The organism is uncultured Roseobacter sp., assembly GCF_947492555.1.
In the GTDB taxonomy this organism is placed as follows: domain Bacteria; phylum Pseudomonadota; class Alphaproteobacteria; order Rhodobacterales; family Rhodobacteraceae; genus Roseobacter.
In genome coordinates this window covers 520541-544790 of the sequence record NZ_CANLNE010000003.1, presented here as the reverse complement: position 1 = coordinate 544790, position 24250 = coordinate 520541, and the positions used below count along the sequence as shown (strand labels likewise).

Here is a 24250-nt window from a genome sequence, read left to right as displayed (position 1 = left end):
TGACGCTCTATGCCCAGTGATTATAACACCAATGTGACACTACTCTGCGGCGCGCGCCGTTTCCGTGCCCCCGGCGCGTATCGTTGCCAGCAATTCCTCGCGCCGCTTGGCCGCTTTTACTTCATGCGCTTCTTTGACCGGCCCAAACCCCTTGATCTGAAGCGGCAGTTCCGCGAGGGCGATGATGGCGGGTTTCGTCGCATCGCTCAGCAGGGGCAGAACCTCGCGCATGTCACGCTCATATTGCTTGATCAGCGCGCGCTCCATACGGCGTTCCCGCGTGTATCCGAAGGGATCGAACGGCGTGCCACGCAACCGCTTGAACCGGGCCAGAACGCGCAGCGGTTTTTCCAGCCAGGGACCGAAGGTGCGTTTCATCGGCCGCCCGTCCGGCCCCTTTTTTGACAGCATGGGCGGGGCGAGGTTGAAGGTCATTCTGAAGTCACCCTCAAATTCCGCCGCAGCCTTCTCGCGGCTGGAAAGCAGCAAGCGCGCAACTTCATATTCATCCTTGTACGTCAGCAGTTTATGATACCCTTTTAAAGCTGCATCGCGCAGGTCGTTGTCCGAGATATCGTCGAGGAACTTACGGTATTTTTTTGCCAGCCGACCACTTTGATACGCGGTCAGGTGATCCGCGCGGAAAGCGATTTTTTCCTGCTGCGTCTTCGGAAGCTGCACAACCTTGGGCGACAACACTGCCGCTGCATCGTCGGGGAACAGCACTGCCCACCGGCCGATGTCAAAGGCGCGCAGGTTGCGCTCTACCGCAGTGCCGTTGAGCGTGATCGCTTGCGTGATCGCCTCCGCCGAGAGCGGGATCAACCCGCGCTGCCAGGCTGCGCCAAAGATCATCATGTTGGAAAAGATGGAATCGCCCAGGGTCGCCTTGGCAAGGTCTGAGGCGTCGAAGAGATCTAGCTTGTCCTTCAACCGCGCTTTAAGCGCCAGAGACAGCCGCTCACTGGGCAATTGAAATTCCGTGTCGCGGGTAAAGTCACCGGTGATGATTTCATGGCTGTTGACCACGGCCCCGGTACGGTCCGCGTGTGTCAGTCCAAGTGTCTTTGCCCCGGCAGAGACAACGAGATCGCCCCCGATCAGCGCATCGGCTTCGCCGGTAGCAACACGGATCGCACTGATATCACTTGGTTTTTCAGCCAGTCTGCAATGGATATGAACGGCGCCGCCTTTCTGCGCCAGGCCTGCCATCTCCATCATGCCAGCACCCTTGCCATCGATATGCGCCGCCTGCGCCATCACGGCCCCAATGGTCACAACGCCCGTGCCGCCGACCCCTGTGATCACCACATTCCATGTGCCGTTAATCGCCGGTAGATCCGGTTGCGGCAGATCAGGTAGATCCAGCTTCGTGGTAGGATCCTTGCGAACCTTAGCCCCCTCCAGCGTCACAAAGGACGGGCAGAAGCCTTTGACACAGCTGTAATCCTTGTTGCAGGACGATTGATCGATCGCGCGTTTGCGTCCCAATTCCGTTTCCTTTGGCACAATGGACACGCAATTGGACTGTATGCCGCAGTCACCACAACCTTCACAAACATCGGTATTGATGAACACGCGCTTGTCAGGGTCGGGGAAAAGACCGCGCTTGCGCCGACGGCGTTTTTCGGCTGCACAAGTCTGGATATAGACAATCGCCGACACGCCGGACAGCTTTGCAAAGTCCTCCTGAACAGTTTGCAAATATTTTCTTTCGTGAATTTCAACGCCGGAAAACGCATTGAGATCAACGTCTTCCTTTTCATCATAGACAACTGCAACATGCGCAACACCCATCGCCTGCAGTTCCTTGACGATCCGTGGCGCGTCCAGATCGCCTTCATTGTGTTGGCCGCCCGTCATGGCCACCGCGTCATTGTAGAGAATTTTATAGGTGATGTTCGTCTTCGCGTTCAACGCTGCGCGAATGGCCTGCACACCGGAATGGTTGTAGGTACCGTCGCCAAGGTTCTGAAACACGTGATCACGGGTGGAGAATGGTGCCTCGCCGATCCAGTTCGCGCCCTCGCCGCCCATATGAGTAAACCCGGTGGTCTCGCGGTCCATCCATTGCACCATATAGTGACATCCGATGCCCGCGTAGGCGCGTGAGCCTTCCGGCAGTTTCGTGGAGGAGTTATGTGGACAGCCGGAACAGAAATAAGGCAAGCGCGTCGCGATATCTTCGGCGTTATCATTGCGACGAGCACCTTCAAGAACGTTAAGGCCTGCGCGCAACCTATCATTATCACGCCCTTCTTCGATCAGAATCTCACCCAATTTCTCGGCAATCATGATTGGGTCGAGGGCCCCACGGGTCGGGAACAACTCCTCGCCGTGCATGGACCCGGCGCCACCGCCTTTGTGCCAGCCGTAGACCCGCCGCCCGCGCCGGTCGTCAAAGATTGCCTCCTTGATCTGCACTTCGATCAGCTTGCGCTTTTCCTCGACCACGACGATCAGGTCGAGCCCCTCAGCCCAGTCGTGGAACCCTTCCATGTCCAGCGGAAAAGTTTGCCCGACTTTGTAGGTCGTGATCCCCAGCCGCTCTGCTTCCACCGCGTCGATGTTCAAGAGTGTCAGCGCATGTTCGAGATCAAGCCAGTTCTTACCGGCGGCCACAAAACCGATCTTGGCGCCTGGCTTACCCCACACGCGCTTGTCCATCTTGTTGGCGTGCGAAAATGCCTCCGCCGCAAAGCGCTTGTAGTCAATCATGCGCGCTTCCTGCTCATGCGGCGTGTCGATGAGCCGGATGTTCAGCCCGCTGTCCGGCATCTCAAAGTGCGGCAGTACAAAAGACGCCCGCCCAGGGTCGGTATCCACGACAGATGTCGCCTCGACAGTGTCCTTCATGGTTTTCAGCCCGACCCAGAGACCGGAAAAACGGCTAAGCGCAAAACCGTAGAGCCCGTAGTCGAGGATTTCCTGCACCCCTGCCGGGCTCACAACCGGCATGTAGGCGTCGACCATGGCCCATTCGGACTGGTGCAGGACCGTGGAGCTTTCGCCAGTGTGGTCATCGCCCATCGCCATCAACACGCCGCCATGCGTAGAGCTTCCTGCCATATTGGCGTGGCGCATTACATCGCCAGTGCGATCCACGCCCGGGCCCTTGCCGTACCACAGGCCAAAGACACCATCGAACTTGCCTTCGCCGCGCAATTCCGCCTGTTGGCTGCCCCAGAGTGCCGTGGCGGCCAGATCCTCGTTCAGACCCGTCTGAAAGGTAACGTCATGCTCGGACAGGGGTTTCAGCGCCCGCTGCATCTGGATATCAACCGCACCCAGTGGTGAGCCTCGATACCCGGTGACCAGCCCGGCGGTATTCAGCCCGGCGGCGCGATCCAGCGCTTTTTGCATCATCATCAGACGCACAAGAGCCTGCGTGCCATTCAGCAGCACCGGGCTCTTTGTCAGGTCGTAACGGTCATTTAGCGATACCTTCTGAGTGCTCATTGGTCGCCTCCCCAGCGTTTGCCCAGTCTTGCACAGATTTACCGCAATATTAGGTCACAAAGACTGACCTGCATAGGGGATTTTTTACTTTTCGCCGCTCAGATCACCACCTTCTCTGTATTTCGAAACAATATGTCGCTAGGACGTGCCGGAGGGTTTGCACGGGATGCGACATGGATTGGGATAAGCTTAGAATATTTCACGCAGTGGCGGACGCAGGGTCCCTGACCCACGCTGGCGATAAGCTGAATCTGTCGCAATCGGCGGTCAGCCGGCAGGTGCGTGGGCTCGAAGAGATGCTCAACACCACGCTGTTTCACCGCCACGCACGGGGCCTGATTCTCACCGAACAGGGGGAATTGCTGTTCGATGCGACATCGGCCATGACCAAACGGCTCGACACGGCCTCTGCCCGCATCCGCGACAGCGAGGAGGAAGTGTTTGGCGAGCTTCGGGTCACGACAACAACCGGGTTCGGCACGCTCTGGCTCGCGCCGCGCCTGCCCAAGCTTTATGAGCAATACCCGGACCTTAAAATCGACCTGATGCTGGAAGAGCGCGTGCTCGACCTGCCAATGCGCGAGGCGGATGTCGCGATCCGCATGAAGGAGCCCAGCCAGGCTGACCTCATTCGCAAAAAGCTGATGATGATCCGCATGTGCCTCTTCGCCACGCCCGATTATCTGGCCGAGAACGGCACGCCCAAGGAAATCGAGAACATCGCGGACCACCGGCTCATCTGCCAGAACACGGACAGCGACCAGGTGGGTGCGGGCCTGAACCTCGTACAGCACCTTATGACCTATGACATCCGCTCGCTTCTGACGGTGAACAATTACTTCGGTGTTCTGCAGGGTGTTCTTCACAATCTTGGAATCGGCGTACTGCCGGACTACGTCACACAGGATTTTCCCGATCTGGTGCGCGTGCTGCCGGATCTGGAATCCGCGGATGTGCCTGTTTTTCTGGCATATCCGGAAGAATTGCGCCATTCGCAGCGGGTCTCTGCCTTCAAGGATTTCGTTCAGGAAGAGATCATAAGTTACCGCAAACAGTTGAGAGACAAACAGAATCCTTGACCATCTGGTCAGCTATGCAAAATCCGCATATCTGGCATGCTCACTCTAATACAGAATCAGCCTTGATCGTGTGCAGGCCGCCACTTATTTGATCTCTTGAAGGTGCGGATGCCCTGCATCTGCCTTCATACCTCCCTGTTGGACTTGGCCGAGCTTCGTGCTCGGCCTTTTTTTTCGTCAGGGCCTGTCCGGCTTTGCTCTTTTCCCCGCCTGCCCCTTCCTCTAAAGACAGCGCAGCACTGCCACGGGGGGCCATACGCGCGATGACTGAACCTGCCATCACACCGGATCTGATCGCAAAACACGGGCTCAGCCCGGATGAATACGACCGCATCCTCGAGATCGTGGGCCGGGAGCCGACATTCACCGAGCTGGGCATTTTTTCGGCCATGTGGAACGAGCACTGTTCCTACAAATCATCTAAAAAGTGGCTGCGCACCCTGCCCACCGAAGGCCCACAAGTGATCTGTGGACCCGGTGAAAACGCGGGCGTGGTGGATATCGGCGACGGCCAGGCGGTTGTCTTCAAGATGGAGAGCCACAACCACCCCAGCTACATCGAACCCTATCAGGGCGCGGCCACCGGGGTGGGCGGCATTCTGCGCGACGTCTTCACCATGGGCGCGCGACCGATTGCGGCGATGAATTCGCTGAGCTTCGGGGAAACCACGCACCCCAAGACCCGGCAGCTGGTCAACGGCGTTGTCGAAGGTATCGGCGGCTACGGCAATTGTTTCGGTGTCCCGACGGTGGGCGGTGAGGTCCGGTTTGATCCGGCGTATAACGGCAATTGCTTGGTGAACGCCTTCGCCGCTGGCCTCGCGGACGCCGACAAGATTTTCTATTCCGCCGCCTCGGGTGTCGGCATGCCGGTGGTCTATCTGGGGGCGAAAACCGGGCGCGACGGTGTCGGCGGGGCCACCATGGCCTCTGCCGAATTTGACGACACCATCGAGGAAAAACGCCCCACCGTGCAGGTTGGTGACCCCTTCACCGAAAAGCGCCTGATGGAGGCGACGCTGGAACTGATGCAGACGGGTGCCGTGATCTCCATTCAGGACATGGGGGCCGCCGGGCTGACCTGCTCCGCTGTGGAGATGGGCGACAAGGGCAACCTGGGCGTGCGGCTTGATCTGGAAAACGTACCCGTGCGCGAAGAGGCCATGACCGCCTATGAAATGATGCTGTCGGAAAGCCAGGAGCGCATGCTGATGGTGTTGCGCCCCGAGCTTGAAGCCGAAGCCAAGGCGGTCTTCGACAAATGGGACCTCGATTTCGCGATTGTCGGCGAAACCATTGCCGAAGATCGCTTCCTCATTGTGCACAATGGCGTGGTCAAAGCCGATCTGCCGCTCAAGACACTGGCAGGCACGGCCCCGGAATACGACCGCCCGTGGGAGGAAACCCCCGCCCCCGCCGCCTTCACCGAAGACCTGCAGGTCGATCCGATGGAGGCGCTCAGGAAACTTATCCTGAGCCCGAACTATGCGGCCAAGGAATGGGTCTACACGCAATACGACACAATGGTCATGGCCGATACCGTGCGCATTCCCGGCATTGGCGCAGGCATCGTGCGGGTGCACGGGACCGACAAGGCGCTGGCCTTCACCTCGGATGTCACGCCGCGCTATGTGCAGGCCAACCCGGTTGAGGGCGGCAAACAGGCCGTCGCCGAAGCCTACCGCAACCTGACCGCTGTCGGCGCTGTCCCCTTGGCAACGACCGACAACATGAATTTCGGCAACCCGGAAAAGCCGCGCATCATGGGCCAGTTCGTCGGCGCGATCAAAGGCATTGGAGAGGCGGTCAAAGCGCTGGACATGCCCATCGTCTCCGGCAACGTGTCGCTCTATAATGAGACCGATGGCGCGGCGATCCTGCCGACACCAACCATCGGCGCGGTGGGTCTGATTGCGCATGTGGATGACATCATCGGCTGTGACGTGCGCGAGGATCATGTGGCGCTGGTGCTGGGCGAAACGGCCGGACATCTGGGGCAGTCGGCCCTGCTGGCAGAGGTCTTTGACCGCGCAGAGGGTGACGCCCCGCCGGTGGATCTGGCACAGGAAGTGGCGCATGGCGATTTCATCCGCGCCAACCGGGCCACCATTGCCGCCTGCACAGACCTCTCCGATGGCGGTCTGGCATTGGCTGCCTTTGAAATGGCGGAAAACGCCGGGTTGGGTGTGACACTGGAGACGGGTGACACTGGCAAACTCTTTGGCGAGGATCAGGGGCGTTACCTGATCTCCTGCGAAGCGGATGACGCGGAAACATTGCTGGCTGCGGCCAAAACGGCCGGTCTCACGCTGGAGAAAGTCGGCACCTTTGGCGGCTATGACGTCAAGATGGGTGGCAGCACCGCGTCAATGACGGCGCTTTCCGTCTTGTACCGCAGCGCCTTTGCCGATGCGGTCGCCTGACGTCTAGCCGTCGATCAGCCGCATGAGCCGGTCTTTCTCGCCCATGTCATCGGGGCGGGAGAGCGAGGCTGCGAGGTCTTCAAGCGAGGCAATGGAATGGCCCGCGCGAAAGCTGTCCACATGGGGCAGCATCGCCCGGATACCCTGCGCCTTGGGGGCAAAACCTTCCCAGCGCAGCAGCGGGTTCAACCAGATCAGGCGACGCGCCGAAAGATGCAACCGCTCCATCTGGCGGGTCAGCGCCGCCGGGTCGTCCCGGTCCAGCCCGTCGGTGATCAGCAACACCACCGCCCCCTGCCCCATGACCCGGCGGGACCAGTCGCGATTGAAGCGGGTCAGGCAGTCGCCAATGCGCGTGCCGCCTTCCCAGTCCTGCGCCTCTGCCCCGGCGGCGGCCAGGGCCGCGTCCACATCCCGTTGCCGCAGATGCCGGGTGATGTTGGTCAGCCGCGTGCCGAAAGTGAAAGCATGCACCTTGGCCCAGCCCGCGCCCTTGGCGTTGGCCACGGCATGTAGAAAATGCAGCACCACGCGGCTGTACTGGCTCATCGAGCCCGAAATATCGCAAAGCACGACCAGATTTGGCCAGCGCGGGCGCGGTTCCTTCAGGGCGATCTTGTGCAGATCACCGCCCTGCCGCATTGACGCCCGCAACGTACGCGCGGCATCGACCCGACGGCCAGTCAGGCTCGCCTTGGCGCGGCGCGACAGGATCGGCCGCACCGGCAGGTTCAACCGGGCCAGCATGCGTTTGGCTGCCGCCATTTCCGCCGTGCTCATTTGTTCGAAATCGAGACTGCGCAGCCGTTCCTGACTGGACATTGTCAGGCTGGCGTCGATCTCAATCTCGGTTGTGTCCTCGTTCTCCGGCGCGTCCTCGCCAAAGTCCGGTGCCTCTGCCCCGTCCAGCAAGGCCTCTGCGGCGCGTTTCTCAGCGGACTGCGCCTTGCGATCCTCCTGCACGCCGCGCACCGCCGGGATCATGTAGGACATCATGTGCTCCAGATAGCGCGGATCGCGCCAGTAGAGCCGGAAGATTTGTGCAAAGACCAGACGATGCTCAGGCCGGTTCACGAAACAAGCGTGCAGCGTCCAGTAGAAATCGCGTTTTTCGGTGAAACCTGCCGCTTCGACCGCGCGGATGGCATCGATCACCCGCCCCGGCCCGATAGGCACACCGGCCCGGCGCAAGGCCCGCGCAAAATGGGTGATGTTGCCCGCCAGTTTCGGGTTTTCGGGCAGATCAAGGGGGGCGTATTCAGGCATCGCGGTCCAGGGGGCGCTGCCCCCGCGCTGCGCGCTCCCCCGGGATATTTTTTGCCAGAAGAAACATCAGGCGGGCTCCAGCGTCGCTTTGACCTGATCGAGGATGCGCTTGGCCTCCGAACCCTGCAGTTTCTGGATGTCGTCCTGGTACTTGAGGATCGCGCCCAGCGTATCGGCGATCACTTCGGGGCTGAGGTTGATCACATCCAGCGCGAGCAGGCATTTGGCCCAGTCAATGGTTTCGGCCACGCCGGGTTTCTTGAACAGATCTTCGGTGCGTAATTGCTGCACGAAAGCCACCACTTCGCGGCTGAGCGCAGCAGCCGCTTCGGGCGCACGCGCGTTCAGGATTTCCATCTCCCGGTCAAAGTCGGGATAGTCCACCCAGTGATAGAGGCAGCGGCGTTTCAGCGCGTCATGCACCTCGCGGGTGCGGTTGGAAGTCAGGATCACGATCGGCGGCTCGGGGGCCTTGATGGTACCCAGTTCCGGGATTGTCACCTGAAAATCGCTCAGCGCCTCCAGCAGAAAGGCCTCGAAGGGTTCATCCGTCCGGTCGAGTTCATCAATCAGCAGCACCGGCGCGCCGTTTTCATCCGGACGCATCGCCTCCAGCAGTGGCCGTTCGATCAGGTAGTCGTCGCTGAAAAGCTCCGCTTGCAAATCCGCGCGGGACTGATCGCCCGCCGCTTCCGCTGTGCGGATGGCGACCATCTGGGCGGGGAAATTCCACTCGTAGACGGCGGTGGAGGCATCGAGCCCCTCGTAGCATTGGAGCCGGATCAGCCGCCGGTTCAGACCGGCAGACAGGGCCTTGGCAATCTCGGTCTTGCCGACACCTGCCTCGCCTTCAAGAAAGAGCGGACGCCCCAGACGCAGCGCCAGAAACACCACAGTGCCAAGCGCCCGGTCGCAAACGTATCCCTGCGCCGACAGCATCTCCTGAACGGCGTCAATCGTATCAAACCCGGCCATGCATTCTCCTCTTTTCCCGCAAACAACCTGCACTCCACGGCAGGCGGGTCAAGCGTTGATGACTTGCCATTTGGTCTACGTTGACGCGATTTACCGCAAGTGGCATGGTCAATCGGCGACAATTGAGAGGATCGGCAATGACCGATATCCCCCGGCAGACGAGCACATTCTCCATCAGGCGCGTTTCCGGAAAGCCGACGCGCTGTGTCTGATCAGCGACCAAGGATCACCGCCGTATTGACGGTCAGAAACGAAGCGGCATTTTTGCTGGAATGGCTGGCGCATCACCGCGCGGCAGGGATCACGGATTTCGTAGTCTGCTCGAACGATTGCAGCGATGGCACCGACGCGATGCTGAACCATCTGGAGAGTCTCGGCTGGCTAGCGCACATCCGCAACGACGGACCCTATGGCAAACGCGGCATCCAGTTTACCGCGCTGCATCTGGCCGACAAACACCCATCCGTCCGCAATACGGACTGGCTGCTGCCGCTCGATATCGACGAATTCGTCAATGTGAAATGCGGCGACCATACGCTGCCCGCGCTGATCGCCGCGCTACCCGAGGCCACAGCCATTACCCTGACATGGCGCCTTTTCGGCAATGCAGGCGTTCAGGAATTCACAGACACTCCAATAACCCGGCAGTTCGCACGTTGCGCCCCCGAGGTCATCTATTGGCCCTGGCGGGCGGCGATGTTCAAAACACTGTATCGCAACGATCAGACCTACGGAAAACTTGGGGTGCACAGACCGAAGGCACCGGACGCTGATCGGGTTGGCGGTGCAAGGTGGTTTGACGGTGAAGGGCGAGAGCTGGGCACATCATTCAAACGCAACCGCATTTTCTCCAACTACGGGCAACCCAATCACGCGCTGGTGCAGCTCAACCATTACCCATTGGGCGCAATGCAAAGCTTTGTTCTAAAGGCCGATCGGGGACGCGCAGTGCACGCGGATGACCCTCTCGCGCTCGATTACTGGGTGGAGCGGAACCTGAACACCGAGGAAGATACGTCAATTCACGCACTCCGGCCCGCCAGCACGGCAGCGTTGAACGACCTGATGGCCGATCCTATCCTGGCCGATCTGCATCACGCAGCCGTCGCGTGGCGCAAGGCACGGTTTGAAGCCCTGATGCTGCAAGACCGATTCCGCGCACTTTATTCGCGGCTTCTCATGACGCAGCCGTCGCAACCAGTTTCCCGCATAGCGGCAGCAGAGCTGGTGCACTTCGCCCTTCAGGATCGCCAAAACAGCAACAATTAGCGAAAATTCCGCACGTTGTTTCCGCAATTTTGCCTCAAACCAAGCTTAGTTTACAATGACAAGCCCTGCGGCATATGACCGAAGGCAGGTTGAGGAAGCGTGCCATGCCGGACGCGGCAATAAGTTTTGAACATTCGCTGGGCAACATGACCCGGCAGGAATGGATATCCGAGGTGACCGACCTGGTCGATGATCACGGATATCTGACGCCGCTCGGCCGCAAGCATATCGCCACTTTTGTAGAAGACGGCACCACGCTGCTGGTGACGTTTGAGACCCATCAAGGCATCCAGACCCTTTCAGAGCAAGCACACCCGCTGGGATGGGACATGGTCAAACGCGCCGGATGGTCCCACCTGGGGGTGATCAGCAACGGCGATACCTGGTTTCGCGATCCGGCAGTCTACGCATTTTTCGATCGCCTCGTGGATGACGGGTTTTTCGACGAATTCGATACGGTCCTGTTTTACGGCGCTGGTCCCTGTGGGTATGCGGCGGCAGCCTATTCCGTTGCGGCGCCAGGCGCAAAAGTGCTGGCCATCCAGCCGCAAGCAACGCTCGACCCGCGGGTGACTGAGTGGGACAAACGCTTTACCGAAATGCGCCGAGTGAATTTCGCTGATCGCTATGGGTACGCGCCGGACATGCTGGATGCGGCCTCGGAAACCTTGATCATTTTCGATCCGACCGAGACCGAAGACGCCATGCACGCCGCCCTTTTCACAAAAGCCGGTGTAACGAAACTGCCAATGCGCAACATGGGGCGGATCCTTCAGACAAGCCTCTTGCAGATGGATGTGCTGCATGCGCTGATCCTTGCGACCGGGGAAGGCGACCTGACACCGGGCCGCTTCGCGAAACTGATGCGGGCGCGGCGCGATCACCTGCCTTACCTACGACGCCTGCTGGCAAAGCTCGACCAACAAGGGCGGCATACTCTGGTTCACGCGCTCTGTCGCAACGTCGCTGAACGCCTCCAAGCGCCCCGCTTTATCAAGCGTCTGCAGCAGCTGACCGAAGCGGAAGACGGCTGATACTGGCACTACGGGCAAAGCTGTGCTAGCGCAGCGACATGAGCCAGACACTGACCCTGCGACGCCCGGACGATTGGCATCTGCACCTGCGTGACGGTGCGATGTTGGAGGCTGTCCTACCTGCCACTGCCCGGCATTTTGCCCGCGCCATCATCATGCCCAATCTGGTGCCGCCGGTGGTGACCGCCGCGCAGGCCAGCGCTTACCACGACCGTATCCGTGCCGCGCTTCCCGAAGGCATGGATTTCACCCCCCTGATGACCCTCTATCTGACCGAAGACACCGACCCAGCGGATGTCGCAGCCGCGCATGCCTCAGGTCTTGTGCATGCGGTGAAACTATATCCCGCGGGGGCCACAACCAATTCCGCCAGTGGTGTATCCAACTTTGACAACGTGCGTGCGGTGCTGGAAAGAATGGCCGAAATCGGCCTGCCGCTCTGCGTGCATGGCGAGGTGACGGATGCCGACATCGATATCTTTGACCGCGAAGCCGTGTTCATCGACCGTGTGCTTGACCCGATCCGCAGGGCGACGCCCGGTCTGCGCGTCGTCATGGAACACATCACAACGCGCAACGCGGTCGACTATGCCCGAGCGCAGGATGACAGCCTAGGTACCACGATCACCACGCATCACCTTGTGATCAACCGCAATCACATCCTCGCGGGCGGAATCAGGCCGCATTACTACTGCCTGCCGGTCGCGAAACGGGAAGAGCATCGGCTGGCCCTGCGCACGGCCGCCACGTCCGGCGACGCACGGTTCTTCCTCGGCACCGATTCCGCCCCGCATACGGATGCCAACAAGCTGCTGCCCTGCGGCTGTGCAGGCTGCTTTACCGCGCCCAACACCCTGTCCATTCTCGCCCATGTCTTCGAAGAAGAAGACGCGCTTGACCAGTTGGAGGCGTTCACCTCCCTGAATGGCCCCGCCTTTTATCGCCTGCCCGCCAATACCGACACCATCACCCTGGAAAAGTCCGGCGCAACCTACCCCCCTCACATCGAAACTGCTGACGGGCCAGTCACAGTTTTTGATCCCGGCTTTCCGCTGGCATGGGCCGTGCGCTAGTTTCTTCTGGCCAGAAATATCCCCGCCGGAGGCAAGACTCTTTCCGGCACGACAGCAAAGGACAACATGATGACCCCCAGCAGCTACCCCGACGCCACCGAAATGGCCCGCCTCACCGCGCGCATGCTGCTGGAAATCAAGGCCGTCCACTTCAACGCCGCCGAACCCTTCACCCTCGCCTCCGGCCTGCCCAGCCCCACCTACATCGATTGCCGCAAGCTGATCAGCTATCCGCGCATCCGCACAACACTCATGGATTTCCTGACCGTAACCGTGATGCGCAACGCGGGCTTTGAAGCCTTCGATAACATCGCCGGCGGCGAAACGGCGGGCATCCCCTTCGCGGCGCTGGTCGCCGAACGGATGGGCCTGCCCATGACCTATGTGCGCAAAAAGCCCAAAGGCTACGGTCGCAATGCACGTATCGAAGGCGATATGAGCGAAGGTCAACGCGTGCTGCTGGTCGAAGACCTCACAACCGACGGCGGCTCCAAGCTCTCCTTTGTCGATGCGATTCGCGACACGGGTGCGACCTGCGGGCACACGGCGGTGATCTTTTACTACGGCATTTTCCCGGAGACGGAAAAGACCCTTGGCGATCATGGGGTTGCTCTGCATTCCCTGTGCACCTGGTGGGATGTGCTGGCCGAAGCCAAGGCGCAGGGCACGTTTGACGCCACAACGCTGGACGAAGTCGAAACCTTCCTGAACGATCCCCGCGCCTGGCAGGACGTCCGAAAAAGCAGCTGACGCGCCACCTCATCCTGTATTTCGCGTGCAATCCACCACCAGATCCGGTATGTTTTTGAGATAAAAACATATCCACAGGTTATACCGTCTTATCCTGATTGCGCTTGCCCTAGGCACGCGGGTAAGACCAGAGCCGGGACAAGGTGGGGCAGGCATGAACGAAATCGCAGCATTCAATCCGACCGGCGTCGATGTGCAATCGCCGGAGACCATGCCGCACTCGATCGAGGCTGAGCAACAGCTTCTGGGCGCGATCCTGACCAACAATGACATTTACGACCGGGTTGCGTCTATCATCGGTCCGAAACACTTTTATGATCCCGTGCATGCGCGCATCTTCGAAATTGCCGCCGCCCGGATCGCTAAGAACAACCTCGCCTCACCGGTCACGCTCAAGGCCTTCATGGAGGACGATGAGGGCTTGAAGGAGTTGGGCGGCCCCGCCTATCTCGCGCGCCTTGCCGGTGCCGCAATCTCCGCCTTTGCCGTGCGCGACTATGCGCAGATGATCTATGACCTTGCCGTGCGCCGCGACCTGATCCAGCTGGGCCGTGAAATCTCCGACAAGGCGGCGACGGTCGATGTCGCCTCCGAGCCGCGCGAGCAGATCGTGGAGGCCGAACAGGCGCTCTACAAGCTTGCGGAACAAGGTCAGGTGGAGAGCGGTTTTCAAAGCTTTCTCAAGGCGGTAACAGACGCAGTTAATGTCGCGAATGCCGCCTATCAGCGTGATGGTGGCCTGGCAGGGGTGTCCACCGGCCTGATCGATATGGACAAGAAGCTTGGAGGCTTGCACCGGTCCGACCTGCTCATTCTCGCGGGCCGTCCGTCCATGGGCAAGACCTCCCTTGCCACCAATATCGCCTTCAACATCGCCAAGGCCTACAAGCGCGGCCAATTGCCGGACGGCTCCGAGGGAGCCGTGGATGGCGGTGTTGTCGGCTTTTATTCGCTAGAGATGAGTGCCGAGCAGCTCGCCGCGCGGATCCTGTCAGAGGCAGCAGAAGTGCCCAGCGAACAGATCCGTCGCGGCGATATGACCGAGACCGAATTTCGTCGCTTCGTCGATGCCGCCAAGGCGCTGGAAGCCTGCCCGCTTTACATCGACGACACGCCCGCCCTGCCGATCTCGCAGCTGGCGGCCCGCGCGCGGCGTCTGAAACGGACCTACGGGCTCGACGTGCTGATCGTGGATTACCTGCAGCTGGTGCGTGGCACAGGCAAATCAGAAAACCGCGTGAACGAAATCTCCGAGATCACCATGGGCCTCAAGGCCATCGCCAAGGAGCTGGACATCCCGGTGATCGCGCTCTCGCAGCTCTCACGTCAGGTCGAAAACCGCGAGGACAAACGCCCGCAGCTCAGCGACCTGCGCGAATCCGGCTCCATCGAACAGGACGCCGACGTGGTGATGTTCGTGTTCCGCGAAGAATACTACAAGGAACGCGAGAAACCCGGTGACCACGATCTCGAAGCCATGGCCAAGTGGCAGGAAGAGATGGAACGCCTGCACGGTCGCGCCGAGGTGGTGATCGGCAAGCAGCGTCACGGCCCCATCGGCACGGTTGAACTGAGCTTCGAGGGCCGCTTCACCCGCTTCGGCAACCTCGTGCAACCATGGCAACAAGGCGGTGACCGGGAGTTCTGAGCCCGGCCAGGTATTTTCACGTGTCCTACGACAGTTACGTGCTGCCGTGTCCAACCGCCTGCGCAAGGCGCAGTACGTCATCGACATGCGCGCTGCAGGAAAACCGCCCCTTCAGAACATCGGTCGCAGGCACCCAGGCCGCCGCGCTCGCGTCGTCATTCGCCTCCGGCGTTCCGCCCAGGAAGTCGCAGAGCACCGCTGCGAGCAGGAAATGAAACTGCATGTCGCCGTGCGTGTCGCGCTGAATGACATCAATATTTGTAAGATACTGCACCGGCCGCCCACGCACGCCAGTTTCCTCCCGAAGCTCCCGCGCGGCAGCAGCAAGCGCCGTTTCTCCGAGGTTCACATGCCCGCCGGGAAACCCCCAGAGACCTGCATCCGGCGCGTTTTTGCGCTTTACCAGCAGGACATGATCCACGCGGATCACCACGGCAAGCGCTGCCAGTCTGGGCGTGCTGATCATGATCTGTGCGATTCCCCGTACCTATTTCTCGCATTACCATAGGTGGAAAGGAGTGCGCCTGCGCAACAAACATCATGCAACGACAATCCAGCCGGGTGATCTCGACACAGCATGCCTGTTGTTCGTCCCCACCCGCTACTCTCGACATACGCGGGTGCGGTTTGCGTCGGATACCCGGCCCGAAACTTCCCGAGTTGCCCCGTGGCATGCAGCTTCGTCATTTGTGATTGGACAGGCTCCGCATTCTCTGGCGCAATGGACACATGCGACACTGGCTTGCCTTGCTCCTGATCCTGCCCACCCTCCTGTCCGCACAAGATGTCGAAGTGGATGTGGAGCTGTTCCTCGCCGTGGATGTCTCGCGTTCCATGTCGCCTGCGGAGCTGGAAATCCAGCGGCGCGGCTATGCCGAAGCGCTCACCAGCGCGCAGGTGATGAAGGCCATTGAGAACGGTCTGCTGGGCCGCATCGCCATTACGTATGTGGAATGGGCGGGCGAGTACTCGCAGCGGGTTGTTGTGCCCTGGACCTTGCTTGCCACGCCCCAGGAGGCACAAGCGATTGCGCACAGGATCACGGCGCGGTTCGATGCGGGCCTCAGGCGTACGTCGATCTCGGGCGCCCTGCTCTATGCCGCAGAGGATTTCGACGACAACGGGTTTCAGGGGCTGCGCCGGGTGATCGATGTCTCCGGTGACGGACCGAACAACCAGGGCCGTCCGGTGGAACGCGCCCGTGACGCAGCGCTGGCCGATGGGTTCATCATTAATGGTTTGCCGTTGATGACGCAGGACCCTTTGAGCGAAATCTGGGGCATTCCAGATTTGGACATTTACTACCGGCACTGCGTGATCGGGGGCCCGGGCGCCTTTGTGATTCCGGTTCTGGCCTGGGATCAGTTCGCAGATGCCGTCAAACGCAAGCTGGTGTTGGAGATTGCCGGCCTGCCTGCGCGCATCTACCGTGCACAACTCACACAAGAACAACCCTACGATTGCCTGATCGGTGAAAAGATGTGGGAACAGAACCGGGCTTATTTCGACATTCCCTGACCAGGCGACGCCATCTGCGCACGGGCTTGCCCAAGGCCCAATTTTCACTTGACGCTCGCCCGATCCCTGTCAAAACGCGGGAATGGCCAGTGCAATTCTTTCCATCGACATGACCGCCCTGATTGACAATTGGCGCAACCTCAGCGCCATGGCGCAATCGGATGCCGGTGCCGTTGTCAAAGCGGATGCCTACGGTCTGGGCTTGAAGCCCATCGCCAGTGCGCTGGCGCGGGCCGGCGCGCGCACTTTCTTCGTCGCCATGGCCGAAGAAGGCGCTGCCCTGCGGCAGATCCTTGGCAAAGGCCCAAAGATCAACGTCTTTTCGGGGCATATGGAGGGCGACACCGCCCTGATCCGCGACGCTAACCTGACGCCGATGCTGAATTCCATCGACCAGATGCTGCGCCATGTGGAGTCCCTGCCCGGTCACGCTTTTGGTATTCAGCTGGATACCGGCATGAACCGGTTGGGTATGGAAGATGCGGAGTGGGCCGCCCTGCGTGACGTGGCGCTCAGCCAGAACCCGACGCTCATCATGTCGCACCTCGCCTGTGCCGACGCGCCCGATCACGCAATGAACGCCCGGCAGCTGCAGACCTTCGTGGAGATGACGCAAGGGATCGACGCGCCGCGCTCTCTGGCGGCGACAGGTGGCATCCTGCTGGGGTCTGACTACCATTTCGACATGATCCGCCCCGGGATCGGCCTGTACGGCGGCCTGCCTTATGTGGACGCCCGCCCGGTTGTGGCCCTGCATGTTCCTGTGATCCAGATCCGTGATGTGAGCGTGGGCGAGACGGTGGGCTATTCGAACACCTGGGTGGCGCGCGGCCCGTCGCGGATTGCCACCATCGCCGCCGGATACGCGGACGGGATCATCCGGGCCATGGGACCACAGGCGCATCTGCACACCGGCAGTTCCGCCGTCCCCGTGGTCGGGCGGATTTCCATGGACATGATCGGTGTGGATGTGACCGGGCTGGCCGAAGAGCCGGACACCCTGGAGCTGATTGGCCCACATCAATCGGTGGACACCGTCGCCGGATTTTCCGATACCATAGGCTACGAAGTCCTGACCTCTCTGGGAGCGCGGTACAAACGCGTCTACGTCTGATGAAACCGCTCGCCCTGATAGGCCGCACCGTGATGGCGGCTCTGGCCACAATTGGCCGGATCGCGCTCTTCGGCGTAGAGGCCATCAGCCATATGTTGCGTCCGCCCTTCTATGGCCGCGAGTTCCTCTCTGCCCTGCTCAACATCGGCTGGCTATCATTGCCGGTCGTCGGGCTGACGGCGGTCTTTACCGGCGGCGCGCTGGCGCTCCAGATTTACGCGGGTGGCTCGCGGTTCAACGCCGAGGCGGTGGTGCCGCAGATCGTCGCCGTGGGCATGGTGCGCGAGCTTGGCCCGGTGTTGGTCGGCCTCATGATCGCTGCGCGCGTGACCTCTTCCATTGCCGCCGAAATTGCGACGATGAAAGTGACCGAACAGATCGACGCGCTCGTCACCCTCTCCACACACCCGATGAAATACCTGACCGTGCCGCGCGTGCTGGCTGCCGTTCTGGTGGTGCCGCTGCTTGTCGGCGTGGGTGACATCATCGGGGTCTTTGGCGGCTATGCCGTCGCCACCGGCACGCTGGGGTTCAACCCGGCAGGGTATATCCGCAATACGGTCAATTTCCTTGAACCGCTGGACATCATCTCATCGCTTACAAAAGGCGCCGTGTTTGGCTTTGCCGCCGCACTCATGGGCTGCTTTCATGGCATGAATTCGGGCCGTGGCGCCATGGGCGTGGGACGGGCCACGAAGTCCGCCGTCGAAGGCGCTGCAATTCTTATCCTGGCTGCCAATTTCGTGCTCACAGGAGTGTTTTTCACGCTATGATCGAGATGAAGGGCATCCAGAAATCGTTCGGGTCAAACCACGTGCTGCGCGGTCTCAACCTGTCGATCCCCAAGGGAACCTCAATGGTGATCATCGGCGGTTCGGGCACCGGTAAATCCATTGCGCTGAAGTGCATCCTCGGTCTCGTCAAGCAGGACAGCGGCAGCATCACCGTCGATGGCAAAGACGCAGGCACCGGTGACCGCGATGCCTTTCTGGCGCGGTTCGGCATGCTGTTTCAGGGCGGTGCGCTCTTTGACAGCCTCCCCGTCTGGCAGAACGTTGCCTTCCGGCTGCTGCGCGGCTCGCTTAAACGTCCGCGCGAAGAAGCCCGTGAAATTGCCATCGAAAAGCTGCGCCGCGTCGGCCTGAAATCGGACGTGGCAGACCGGTTCCCCGCAGAACTTTCGGGCGGCATGGCCAAGCGCGTGGGCCTCGCCCGCGCCATCGCCGCCGAGCCCGAGATCATCTTTTTCGACGAGCCCACAACCGGTCTCGACCCGATCATGTCAGGCGTGATCAACGAACTCATCCGCGAGATCGTGGTGGAGATGGGCGCGACAGCCATGACCATCACTCACGACATGACCTCCGTACGTGCCATCGCCGACAATATCGCCATGCTGCACGACGGCGTGATCCAATGGACGGGACCGGTGAGCCAGATGGATACCAGCGGCAATCCTTATCTGGACCAGTTTATCCAAGGCAAGGCCGACGGCCCGATTGAAGCCGTCAGGTAAGGTTTTTGGCGACAATCCAGACCACAAAACGCGTTTGATCACGGACAGCGAACAATCTTCGCGCGTAAGGTAAGCCGTTCACCAATATCCTGCTTTCATTATAATTTTCGCCAGTTTTGGTGTATTCTGTCCCGGTAACGGTGTTTTTTTGCCGACCTGTAATGATTTTGTTCGGAGTATTTCATCATGGAAATGGCCCGCCCTCTTGTCGCGATTATCCGCTCTGTCTGCCAGACCTTTTCGCTCTTTCTGATCGTCACATCCGCTTGTCTTCTGGTGATCGGTTCCGCCCTTGCCTTTGCCGGGGTGCTGCCGTGGGTGGAGTTGTCACTGGGCGTCAATGGCGTACCGGTGGACCAGGCGGGCATGTACGCGCAGCTGACTTTGACCGCCTTGCTTCTGGTGTTGTGCTTTTTTGTCCCCACCAACAACCGCATCATGCGGCTGGAGGCAGCGCATCACCGCTTTTCGATGCGCATGGAAGACGTGACCCGGGCCTATGCGCTGGCCCATGCAGAAGACCGCAAGGGCAGCTTTCAGGCCGCGGCGGAATATGACGCCGTCAAGGAACGCATGGAGTTTCTGCGCGATCATCCGGATCTGAGCAGTCTGGAGCCCGATCTTCTGGAAGTGGCCGCCCAGATGAGCCAGATCAGCCAGAACCTCGCGCAGGCCTATTCCGACGAGAAGGTAGACCGCGCCCGTGAATTCCTTGTGCAGCGGCAGCAGGAGGTCGCGCTGTTTCAGGAGCGGCTCGACCATGCCAAGGCGTTGAACTACGACATCCGTCAGTGGCTGAACCGGGTGGAGATGGACGAAGCCGTGGCGCAGTCCCAGCTGGACCGGCTGGTCGGTGAGTTGGATGAAGTATTGCCCGAAGCCCGAAAGCAGGCAGAGGGCACCGCCGGACGCGTTGTGCGTCTGAGCAAAGTCGCCGCTGAGTAGCCCGCGCTTTACCCTTTGACGCCGCAGGATGGCTGGGGCATGAAAGCCGAATGGCTAAATCCCCCTCCTTTTCCTGTTCCGCCTGCGGCAATGTCACCACCAAATGGGCCGGGCGCTGCGAAGCCTGCGGCGAGTGGAACACCATTTCAGAAGATGCCGGAATTTCCAAAGGCCCGGCCAAATCGCTGGGCGGCAAGCGCGGTGCGTCGATTGTCCTGACCGATCTTGCGACCGAAGAGGCCCCGCCGCCCCGCACCAAAGCGGGGATCGAGGAATTGGACCGTGTTCTGGGCGGGGGGCTGGTGCCAGCCTCCGCGATCCTCGTGGCCGGCGATCCGGGTATCGGCAAATCCACCCTGCTCTTGCAGGCCGCGGCGCAATTTGCCCGCTCGGGCCTCAAGACCATCTATGTCTCCGGCGAGGAAGCCGCAGCACAGGTGCGCATGCGCGCGCAACGCCTCGGGCTGGCGGATGCCCCGGTGAAACTGGCCGCCGAAACCAACCTCCGCGATATTCTGACCACGCTGGAGACGGAAAAACCGCAGCTGGCCATCATCGATTCCATCCAGACCATGTGGGCCGACAATGTGGAAAGCGCGCCCGGCTCGGTCAGCCAGGTCCGTGCCGCCGCCCATGAGTTGACCAGTTTTGCCAAGCGCAAGGGGATCAGCGTGATCCTCGTGGGCCATGTGACCAAGGAAGGCCAGATCGCAGGCCCCCGCGTGGTCGAGCATATGGTCGATACCGTGCTCTACTTCGAGGGCGAGCGCGGCCACCAGTTCCGCATCCTGCGCGCGGTGAAAAACCGATTTGGCCCGGCAGATGAGATCGGCGTCTTCGAGATGACCGGCCAGGGGCTGTCCGAAGTCGCCAACCCCTCCGCGCTCTTTCTGTCCGAACGAGGGGAACCCTCGCCCGGATCTGTCGTGTTTGCCGGGGTTGAAGGCACGCGCCCCGTGCTGGTGGAATTTCAGGCCCTTGTCGCCCCCTCCCCCCATGCACAGGCGCGCCGCACGGTTGTGGGCTGGGACGGCGGGCGTCTGGCGATGATCCTCGCCGTGCTGGAGGCGCGCTGTGGCATCCCGTTTGCAGGCCTCGACGTCTATCTCAATGTCGCGGGCGGCATGAAGGTCTCCGAGCCTGCCGCCGATCTCGCCGTGGCCGCCGCCCTTCTGAGCGCCCGGGAAGACGCGGCATTGCCCGCCGACACGGTGGTTTTTGGCGAAATCAGCCTCTCCGGCGCGCTGCGTCCCGCCACTCAGACCGAAAACAGGTTGAAAGAGGCGCAAAAACTTGGTTTCACCGCTGCAATTGCCCCCGGGGGCGGCAAAGCTGTTGGTGTCAGCGGGATTTCCCTGAACACGATGAGCGACCTGACCGGCTTTGTGGGCGAAATATTTGGCGCAGGCTGAGAGCCAAAAACGGAGAGGCGTTGAGCACTATGGAAGGTTTTACCATCATTGACGGCGTTGTGGCGCTGGTCATCATCGTCTCGGCGCTTCTGGCCTATGGGCGCGGTCTCGTGCGCGAGGTCATGGCAATTGTCGGCTGGATCGCCGCTGCTGTGCTGGGATTTCTCTTTGCGCCGCAGGTGGAACCGCTGGTGCGCGAAATCCCCGTTGTCGGTGAATTCCTCGCAGACAGCTGCGAGCTGTCGATCATCGGCGCCTTCGCCCTCGTCTTTGCCGTGGCGCTGATCGTGGTCTCGCTCTTTACCCCGCTCTTTGCCTCCGTGGTACAGCGGTCGGCGCTGGGTGGCATCGATCAGGGGTTTGGTTTTGTCTTTGGGGTGGCGCGGGGCGTGTTGCTCGTGGCCATCGCCTTCTTTGTCTATGAGACCGTGGTCACAGGCGAAACCTACACCGTCGTTGATGAAAGCCGTTCTGCCGTGGTTTTTGCGCAGGTCTCCGACCGCATCCAGAACTCAGAGCCTGAGCAGGCGCTTGGCTGGATCACCCAGCAATATGAAACGCTGGTCGGCAACTGCGGCGCCTGATTTTTCCGCGGAGAGCCGCAGGTTTCCCGCAAGACGTGTTGCCACCGTTGCCGCGAGGCGACAATTCCGCGTGAGATCATGATAGTTTCGTGACAGCGGCCGCCTGACGCCCTACATACGGGGCGACGCCTCTTACCGGATTCGGAGCTGCCCCGTTGTCCAAGATCATGCCTCCCGCACATCCTTTTGACACCTCCTTTCTGCGCGACGCGGATGAGGACGACAAGCTCAAGGAGGAATGCGGGGTTTTCGGGGTCATCGGCGTTGGGGATGCCGCGAATTTCGTGGCCCTCGGCCTGCACGCCCTGCAGCATCGCGGGCAGGAGGCCGGCGGCATCGTCAGCCATCACCCGGAACACGGCTTCCAATCCGCCCGGCGCTTTGGCTACGTGCGCGACAATTTCACCTCGCAGAAGGTGATGGAGACCCTGCCCGGCCCGCTGGCCATCGGCCATGTGCGCTATTCCACCACCGGCTCCAAAGGCCAGACGGCGATCCGCGACGTGCAACCCTTCTTTGGCGAATTTGCCATGGGCGGGGCGGCGATTGCGCACAACGGCAACATCACCAATGCCAACGCCCTGCGGCGTGAGCTGATCGAGCGCGGCTCGATCTTCCAGTCGTCTTCAGACAGTGAATGCATTATCCACCTGATGGCGCGAAGCTTGCAACGCACCATCCCCGAACGCATGGAAGACGCGCTGCGCCGGGTCGAAGGCGCCTTCTCCGTGGTCGCCATGACCCGCACCAAACTGATTGGCGTGCGCGACCCGCTGGGCGTGCGCCCGCTGGTGCTGGGCAAGGTCGGCGATGGCTGGGCGCTCAGTTCCGAGACCTGCGCGCTGGACATCATCGGCGGCGAATTCATCCGCGAGATCGAGCCGGGCGAGATGGTGGTGATCACCGCCAACGGCGTGGAATCGCACTTCCCCTTCCGTCCGCAAAAACCACGCTTCTGCATCTTTGAACATGTGTATTTCAGCCGTCCTGACAGCATCCTCGGGGGCCGCTCCGTCTATGAAACGCGCGAGGCCATCGGGCGCGAGCTGGCCAAAGAATCCCCCGTCGAGGCGGATCTGGTCTGCCCCGTACCGGACAGCGGCACCCCGGCGGCCATCGGCTATTCGCTGGCCTCGGGCATCCCCTACGCCATGGGCATCATCCGCAACCAATACATGGGCCGCACCTTCATCGAGCCCACCGAGCAGATCCGCAACATGGGCGTACGGCTGAAGCTCAACGTCAATCGCGCGCTGATCAAGGGCAAGCGGGTCATTCTGGTGGACGACAGCGTGGTGCGCGGCACCACCAGCCGCAAGATCAAGGAGATGATCCTGGATGCAGGCGCTAAGGAAGTGCATTTCCGCATCGCATCGCCCCCCACCGCCTGGCCGTGTTTCTACGGGGTCGATACGCCCCAGCGCGAAAAACTGCTGGCCGCGACCATGTCCGAAGAGGAAATGCGCGACCATCTGCAGGTGGACAGCCTCAAGTTCATCTCGCTGGATGGTCTCTACCGCGCCGTGGGCGAAGCGGATGGGCGCAACTGCATGCAGCCACAGTACTGTGACGCCTGTTTCTCCGGTGAATACCCCGTCGAGCCCGCCGACCAGATCGAAAGCGGCTTCGAGATGAAAGCGGCGGAGTGAGCCCGTCGCGCAGCCGCATCGCGACGCCGCTGATGGGTGCGGCGGGCGAACACTACGTGATGTCCTGCCTGTTACGGCGCGGCTATATCGCAGCGCTCGCACCGGAAGGAGCGCCAAATCTCGACATCGTCGTCTCAACCGAAGATGGCCGCTTCCAAACCGGCATTCAGGTGAAAACAAGACGAGGTCACGGCGCAGATCGCGGCTGGCACATGAGTGCCAAGCATGAGAACATCGTCAGCCCAACACTTTACTACTGCTTCGTCGACTTCGTCTCCACCAGCGCAAAGGCCTGCAAGGTCTGGATTGTCCCCAGTGGGACCGTCGCTGACGCGGTGCGTCTTTCGCACGCGACATGGCTTGCAACGCCAGGCGCGAAAGGCCAGCAACGCAAAGACAGCACCATGCGCCGCTTTCTGCCGGACTACGAGAGAGTGTTCGGCGCTGACCAAAATCCCTATCCGGACGGCTGGCTTGATCCGTTCATTGAGAACTGGGGACAATTGGCGGACACCCACTAGTCACTTGACCTTTCC

The 24250-nt window shown here is 60.9% G+C and carries 20 protein-coding genes; 16 read left to right on the top strand and 4 right to left on the bottom strand.

The window, feature by feature from the left end; genetic code table 11:
- Positions 1 to 39: 39 nt before the first annotated feature.
- Positions 40 to 3459, bottom strand: coding sequence for an indolepyruvate ferredoxin oxidoreductase family protein (locus tag Q1A07_RS15780; RefSeq protein ID WP_299782994.1), 3420 nt, complete (start codon positions 3457 to 3459; stop codon positions 40 to 42).
- A 173-nt stretch (positions 3460 to 3632) separates the two neighbouring features.
- Here Q1A07_RS15780 and Q1A07_RS15775 point away from each other — a divergent pair, with 173 nt between their 5' ends.
- Both Q1A07_RS15775 and purL read left to right on the top strand, forming a co-directional pair.
- Positions 3633 to 4538 (top strand): LysR family transcriptional regulator, encoded by a 906-nt coding sequence (locus tag Q1A07_RS15775; protein WP_195820479.1) that lies wholly within the window; start codon positions 3633 to 3635, stop codon positions 4536 to 4538.
- Positions 4539 to 4801: 263 nt separating this feature from the next.
- Positions 4802 to 6961 (top strand): phosphoribosylformylglycinamidine synthase subunit PurL, encoded by a 2160-nt coding sequence (gene purL, locus Q1A07_RS15770; protein ID WP_299782993.1) that lies wholly within the window; start codon positions 4802 to 4804, stop codon positions 6959 to 6961.
- A gap of 3 nt (positions 6962 to 6964) precedes the next feature.
- On the opposite strand, the gene Q1A07_RS15765 is transcribed toward purL, so the two are convergent.
- Together Q1A07_RS15765 and Q1A07_RS15760 are read right to left on the bottom strand one after the other, a co-directional pair.
- A complete protein-coding gene (locus Q1A07_RS15765; RefSeq protein WP_299782992.1) occupies positions 6965 to 8227 on the bottom strand; it encodes a VWA domain-containing protein in 1263 nt (420 codons plus the stop codon).
- 66 nt (positions 8228 to 8293) lie between these two features.
- Entirely contained in the window at positions 8294 to 9202 is a 909-nt protein-coding gene (locus tag Q1A07_RS15760; RefSeq protein WP_299782991.1) for a MoxR family ATPase, read from the bottom strand.
- Between the two features lie 237 nt (positions 9203 to 9439).
- On the opposite strand from Q1A07_RS15760, the gene Q1A07_RS15755 reads away from it, so the two are divergent.
- The 5 genes from Q1A07_RS15755 to Q1A07_RS15735 all read left to right on the top strand — a co-directional run bounded on the left by Q1A07_RS15755 (position 9440) and on the right by Q1A07_RS15735 (position 14976).
- Positions 9440 to 10471, top strand: coding sequence for a glycosyltransferase family 2 protein (locus Q1A07_RS15755; RefSeq protein WP_299782990.1), 1032 nt, complete (start codon positions 9440 to 9442; stop codon positions 10469 to 10471).
- Between the two features lie 104 nt (positions 10472 to 10575).
- Complete coding sequence (locus Q1A07_RS15750) at positions 10576 to 11505, top strand: phosphoadenosine phosphosulfate reductase (RefSeq protein ID WP_299782989.1); 930 nt, start codon at positions 10576 to 10578, stop codon at positions 11503 to 11505.
- Between the two features lie 38 nt (positions 11506 to 11543).
- Positions 11544 to 12578: a dihydroorotase gene (gene pyrC, locus Q1A07_RS15745; protein ID WP_299782988.1), complete on the top strand. Its 1035-nt coding sequence runs from the start codon at positions 11544 to 11546 to the stop codon at positions 12576 to 12578.
- A 69-nt stretch (positions 12579 to 12647) separates the two neighbouring features.
- A complete protein-coding gene (locus tag Q1A07_RS15740) occupies positions 12648 to 13328 on the top strand; it encodes an orotate phosphoribosyltransferase (protein WP_299782986.1) in 681 nt (226 codons plus the stop codon).
- A gap of 154 nt (positions 13329 to 13482) precedes the next feature.
- On the top strand, positions 13483 to 14976 hold the full coding sequence (locus Q1A07_RS15735) for a replicative DNA helicase (RefSeq protein WP_299782984.1): 1494 nt from the start codon (positions 13483 to 13485) through the stop codon (positions 14974 to 14976).
- 34 nt (positions 14977 to 15010) lie between these two features.
- On the opposite strand, the gene Q1A07_RS15730 is transcribed toward Q1A07_RS15735, so the two are convergent.
- Positions 15011 to 15442: an NUDIX hydrolase gene (locus Q1A07_RS15730; protein WP_299782982.1), complete on the bottom strand. Its 432-nt coding sequence runs from the start codon at positions 15440 to 15442 to the stop codon at positions 15011 to 15013.
- A 263-nt stretch (positions 15443 to 15705) separates the two neighbouring features.
- Between Q1A07_RS15730 and Q1A07_RS15725 the strand changes: the two genes are divergently transcribed.
- The 9 genes from Q1A07_RS15725 to Q1A07_RS15685 all read left to right on the top strand — a co-directional run bounded on the left by Q1A07_RS15725 (position 15706) and on the right by Q1A07_RS15685 (position 24235).
- The gene (locus Q1A07_RS15725) at positions 15706 to 16494 is read left to right on the top strand and encodes a DUF1194 domain-containing protein (RefSeq protein ID WP_299782980.1); all 789 of its coding nucleotides are present in this window, start codon (positions 15706 to 15708) and stop codon (positions 16492 to 16494) included.
- Between the two features lie 82 nt (positions 16495 to 16576).
- Complete coding sequence (alr, locus tag Q1A07_RS15720; RefSeq protein ID WP_299782978.1) at positions 16577 to 17608, top strand: alanine racemase; 1032 nt, start codon at positions 16577 to 16579, stop codon at positions 17606 to 17608.
- The gene (locus tag Q1A07_RS15715) at positions 17608 to 18381 is read left to right on the top strand and encodes an ABC transporter permease (protein ID WP_299782976.1); all 774 of its coding nucleotides are present in this window, start codon (positions 17608 to 17610) and stop codon (positions 18379 to 18381) included. The genes alr and Q1A07_RS15715 overlap by 1 nt, the downstream gene beginning before the upstream one ends.
- The gene (locus Q1A07_RS15710) at positions 18378 to 19124 is read left to right on the top strand and encodes an ATP-binding cassette domain-containing protein (RefSeq protein WP_299782975.1); all 747 of its coding nucleotides are present in this window, start codon (positions 18378 to 18380) and stop codon (positions 19122 to 19124) included. Before Q1A07_RS15715 ends, Q1A07_RS15710 begins: the two co-directional genes overlap by 4 nt.
- 192 nt (positions 19125 to 19316) lie before the next feature.
- Positions 19317 to 20069: a DNA repair protein gene (locus Q1A07_RS15705; RefSeq protein WP_299782973.1), complete on the top strand. Its 753-nt coding sequence runs from the start codon at positions 19317 to 19319 to the stop codon at positions 20067 to 20069.
- A gap of 50 nt (positions 20070 to 20119) precedes the next feature.
- Positions 20120 to 21481: a DNA repair protein RadA gene (gene radA / locus Q1A07_RS15700; protein WP_299782971.1), complete on the top strand. Its 1362-nt coding sequence runs from the start codon at positions 20120 to 20122 to the stop codon at positions 21479 to 21481.
- Between the two features lie 29 nt (positions 21482 to 21510).
- Complete coding sequence (locus Q1A07_RS15695) at positions 21511 to 22065, top strand: CvpA family protein (RefSeq protein ID WP_299783552.1); 555 nt, start codon at positions 21511 to 21513, stop codon at positions 22063 to 22065.
- Positions 22066 to 22232: 167 nt separating this feature from the next.
- Complete coding sequence (purF, locus tag Q1A07_RS15690; protein ID WP_299782969.1) at positions 22233 to 23714, top strand: amidophosphoribosyltransferase; 1482 nt, start codon at positions 22233 to 22235, stop codon at positions 23712 to 23714.
- A complete protein-coding gene (locus Q1A07_RS15685; RefSeq protein WP_299782967.1) occupies positions 23711 to 24235 on the top strand; it encodes a hypothetical protein in 525 nt (174 codons plus the stop codon). The genes purF and Q1A07_RS15685 overlap by 4 nt, the downstream gene beginning before the upstream one ends.
- Positions 24236 to 24250 lie beyond the last annotated feature (15 nt).

Bases quoted from the DNA above. Each gene is read 5' to 3' on its own strand.
- Q1A07_RS15765 (WP_299782992.1), bottom strand. From the start codon at position 8,227: ATGCCTGAATACGCCCCCCTTGATCTGCCCGAAAACCCGAAACTGGCG.
- Q1A07_RS15710 (WP_299782975.1), top strand. From the start codon at position 18,378: ATGATCGAGATGAAGGGCATCCAGAAATCGTTCGGGTCAAACCACGTG.
- Q1A07_RS15695 (WP_299783552.1), top strand. From the start codon at position 21,511: ATGGAAGGTTTTACCATCATTGACGGCGTTGTGGCGCTGGTCATCATC.
- purL (WP_299782993.1), top strand. From the start codon at position 4,802: ATGACTGAACCTGCCATCACACCGGATCTGATCGCAAAACACGGGCTC.
- Q1A07_RS15705 (WP_299782973.1), top strand. From the start codon at position 19,317: ATGGCCCGCCCTCTTGTCGCGATTATCCGCTCTGTCTGCCAGACCTTT.
- Q1A07_RS15780 (WP_299782994.1), bottom strand. From the start codon at position 3,459: ATGAGCACTCAGAAGGTATCGCTAAATGACCGTTACGACCTGACAAAG.
- Q1A07_RS15725 (WP_299782980.1), top strand. From the start codon at position 15,706: ATGCGACACTGGCTTGCCTTGCTCCTGATCCTGCCCACCCTCCTGTCC.
- pyrC (WP_299782988.1), top strand. From the start codon at position 11,544: ATGAGCCAGACACTGACCCTGCGACGCCCGGACGATTGGCATCTGCAC.
- radA (WP_299782971.1), top strand. From the start codon at position 20,120: ATGGCTAAATCCCCCTCCTTTTCCTGTTCCGCCTGCGGCAATGTCACC.
- Q1A07_RS15740 (WP_299782986.1), top strand. From the start codon at position 12,648: ATGACCCCCAGCAGCTACCCCGACGCCACCGAAATGGCCCGCCTCACC.
- Q1A07_RS15715 (WP_299782976.1), top strand. From the start codon at position 17,608: ATGAAACCGCTCGCCCTGATAGGCCGCACCGTGATGGCGGCTCTGGCC.
- Q1A07_RS15760 (WP_299782991.1), bottom strand. From the start codon at position 9,202: ATGGCCGGGTTTGATACGATTGACGCCGTTCAGGAGATGCTGTCGGCG.
- Q1A07_RS15735 (WP_299782984.1), top strand. From the start codon at position 13,483: ATGAACGAAATCGCAGCATTCAATCCGACCGGCGTCGATGTGCAATCG.
- Q1A07_RS15730 (WP_299782982.1), bottom strand. From the start codon at position 15,442: ATGATCAGCACGCCCAGACTGGCAGCGCTTGCCGTGGTGATCCGCGTG.
- Q1A07_RS15775 (WP_195820479.1), top strand. From the start codon at position 3,633: ATGGATTGGGATAAGCTTAGAATATTTCACGCAGTGGCGGACGCAGGG.
- Q1A07_RS15750 (WP_299782989.1), top strand. From the start codon at position 10,576: ATGCCGGACGCGGCAATAAGTTTTGAACATTCGCTGGGCAACATGACC.
- purF (WP_299782969.1), top strand. From the start codon at position 22,233: ATGCCTCCCGCACATCCTTTTGACACCTCCTTTCTGCGCGACGCGGAT.
- alr (WP_299782978.1), top strand. From the start codon at position 16,577: ATGGCCAGTGCAATTCTTTCCATCGACATGACCGCCCTGATTGACAAT.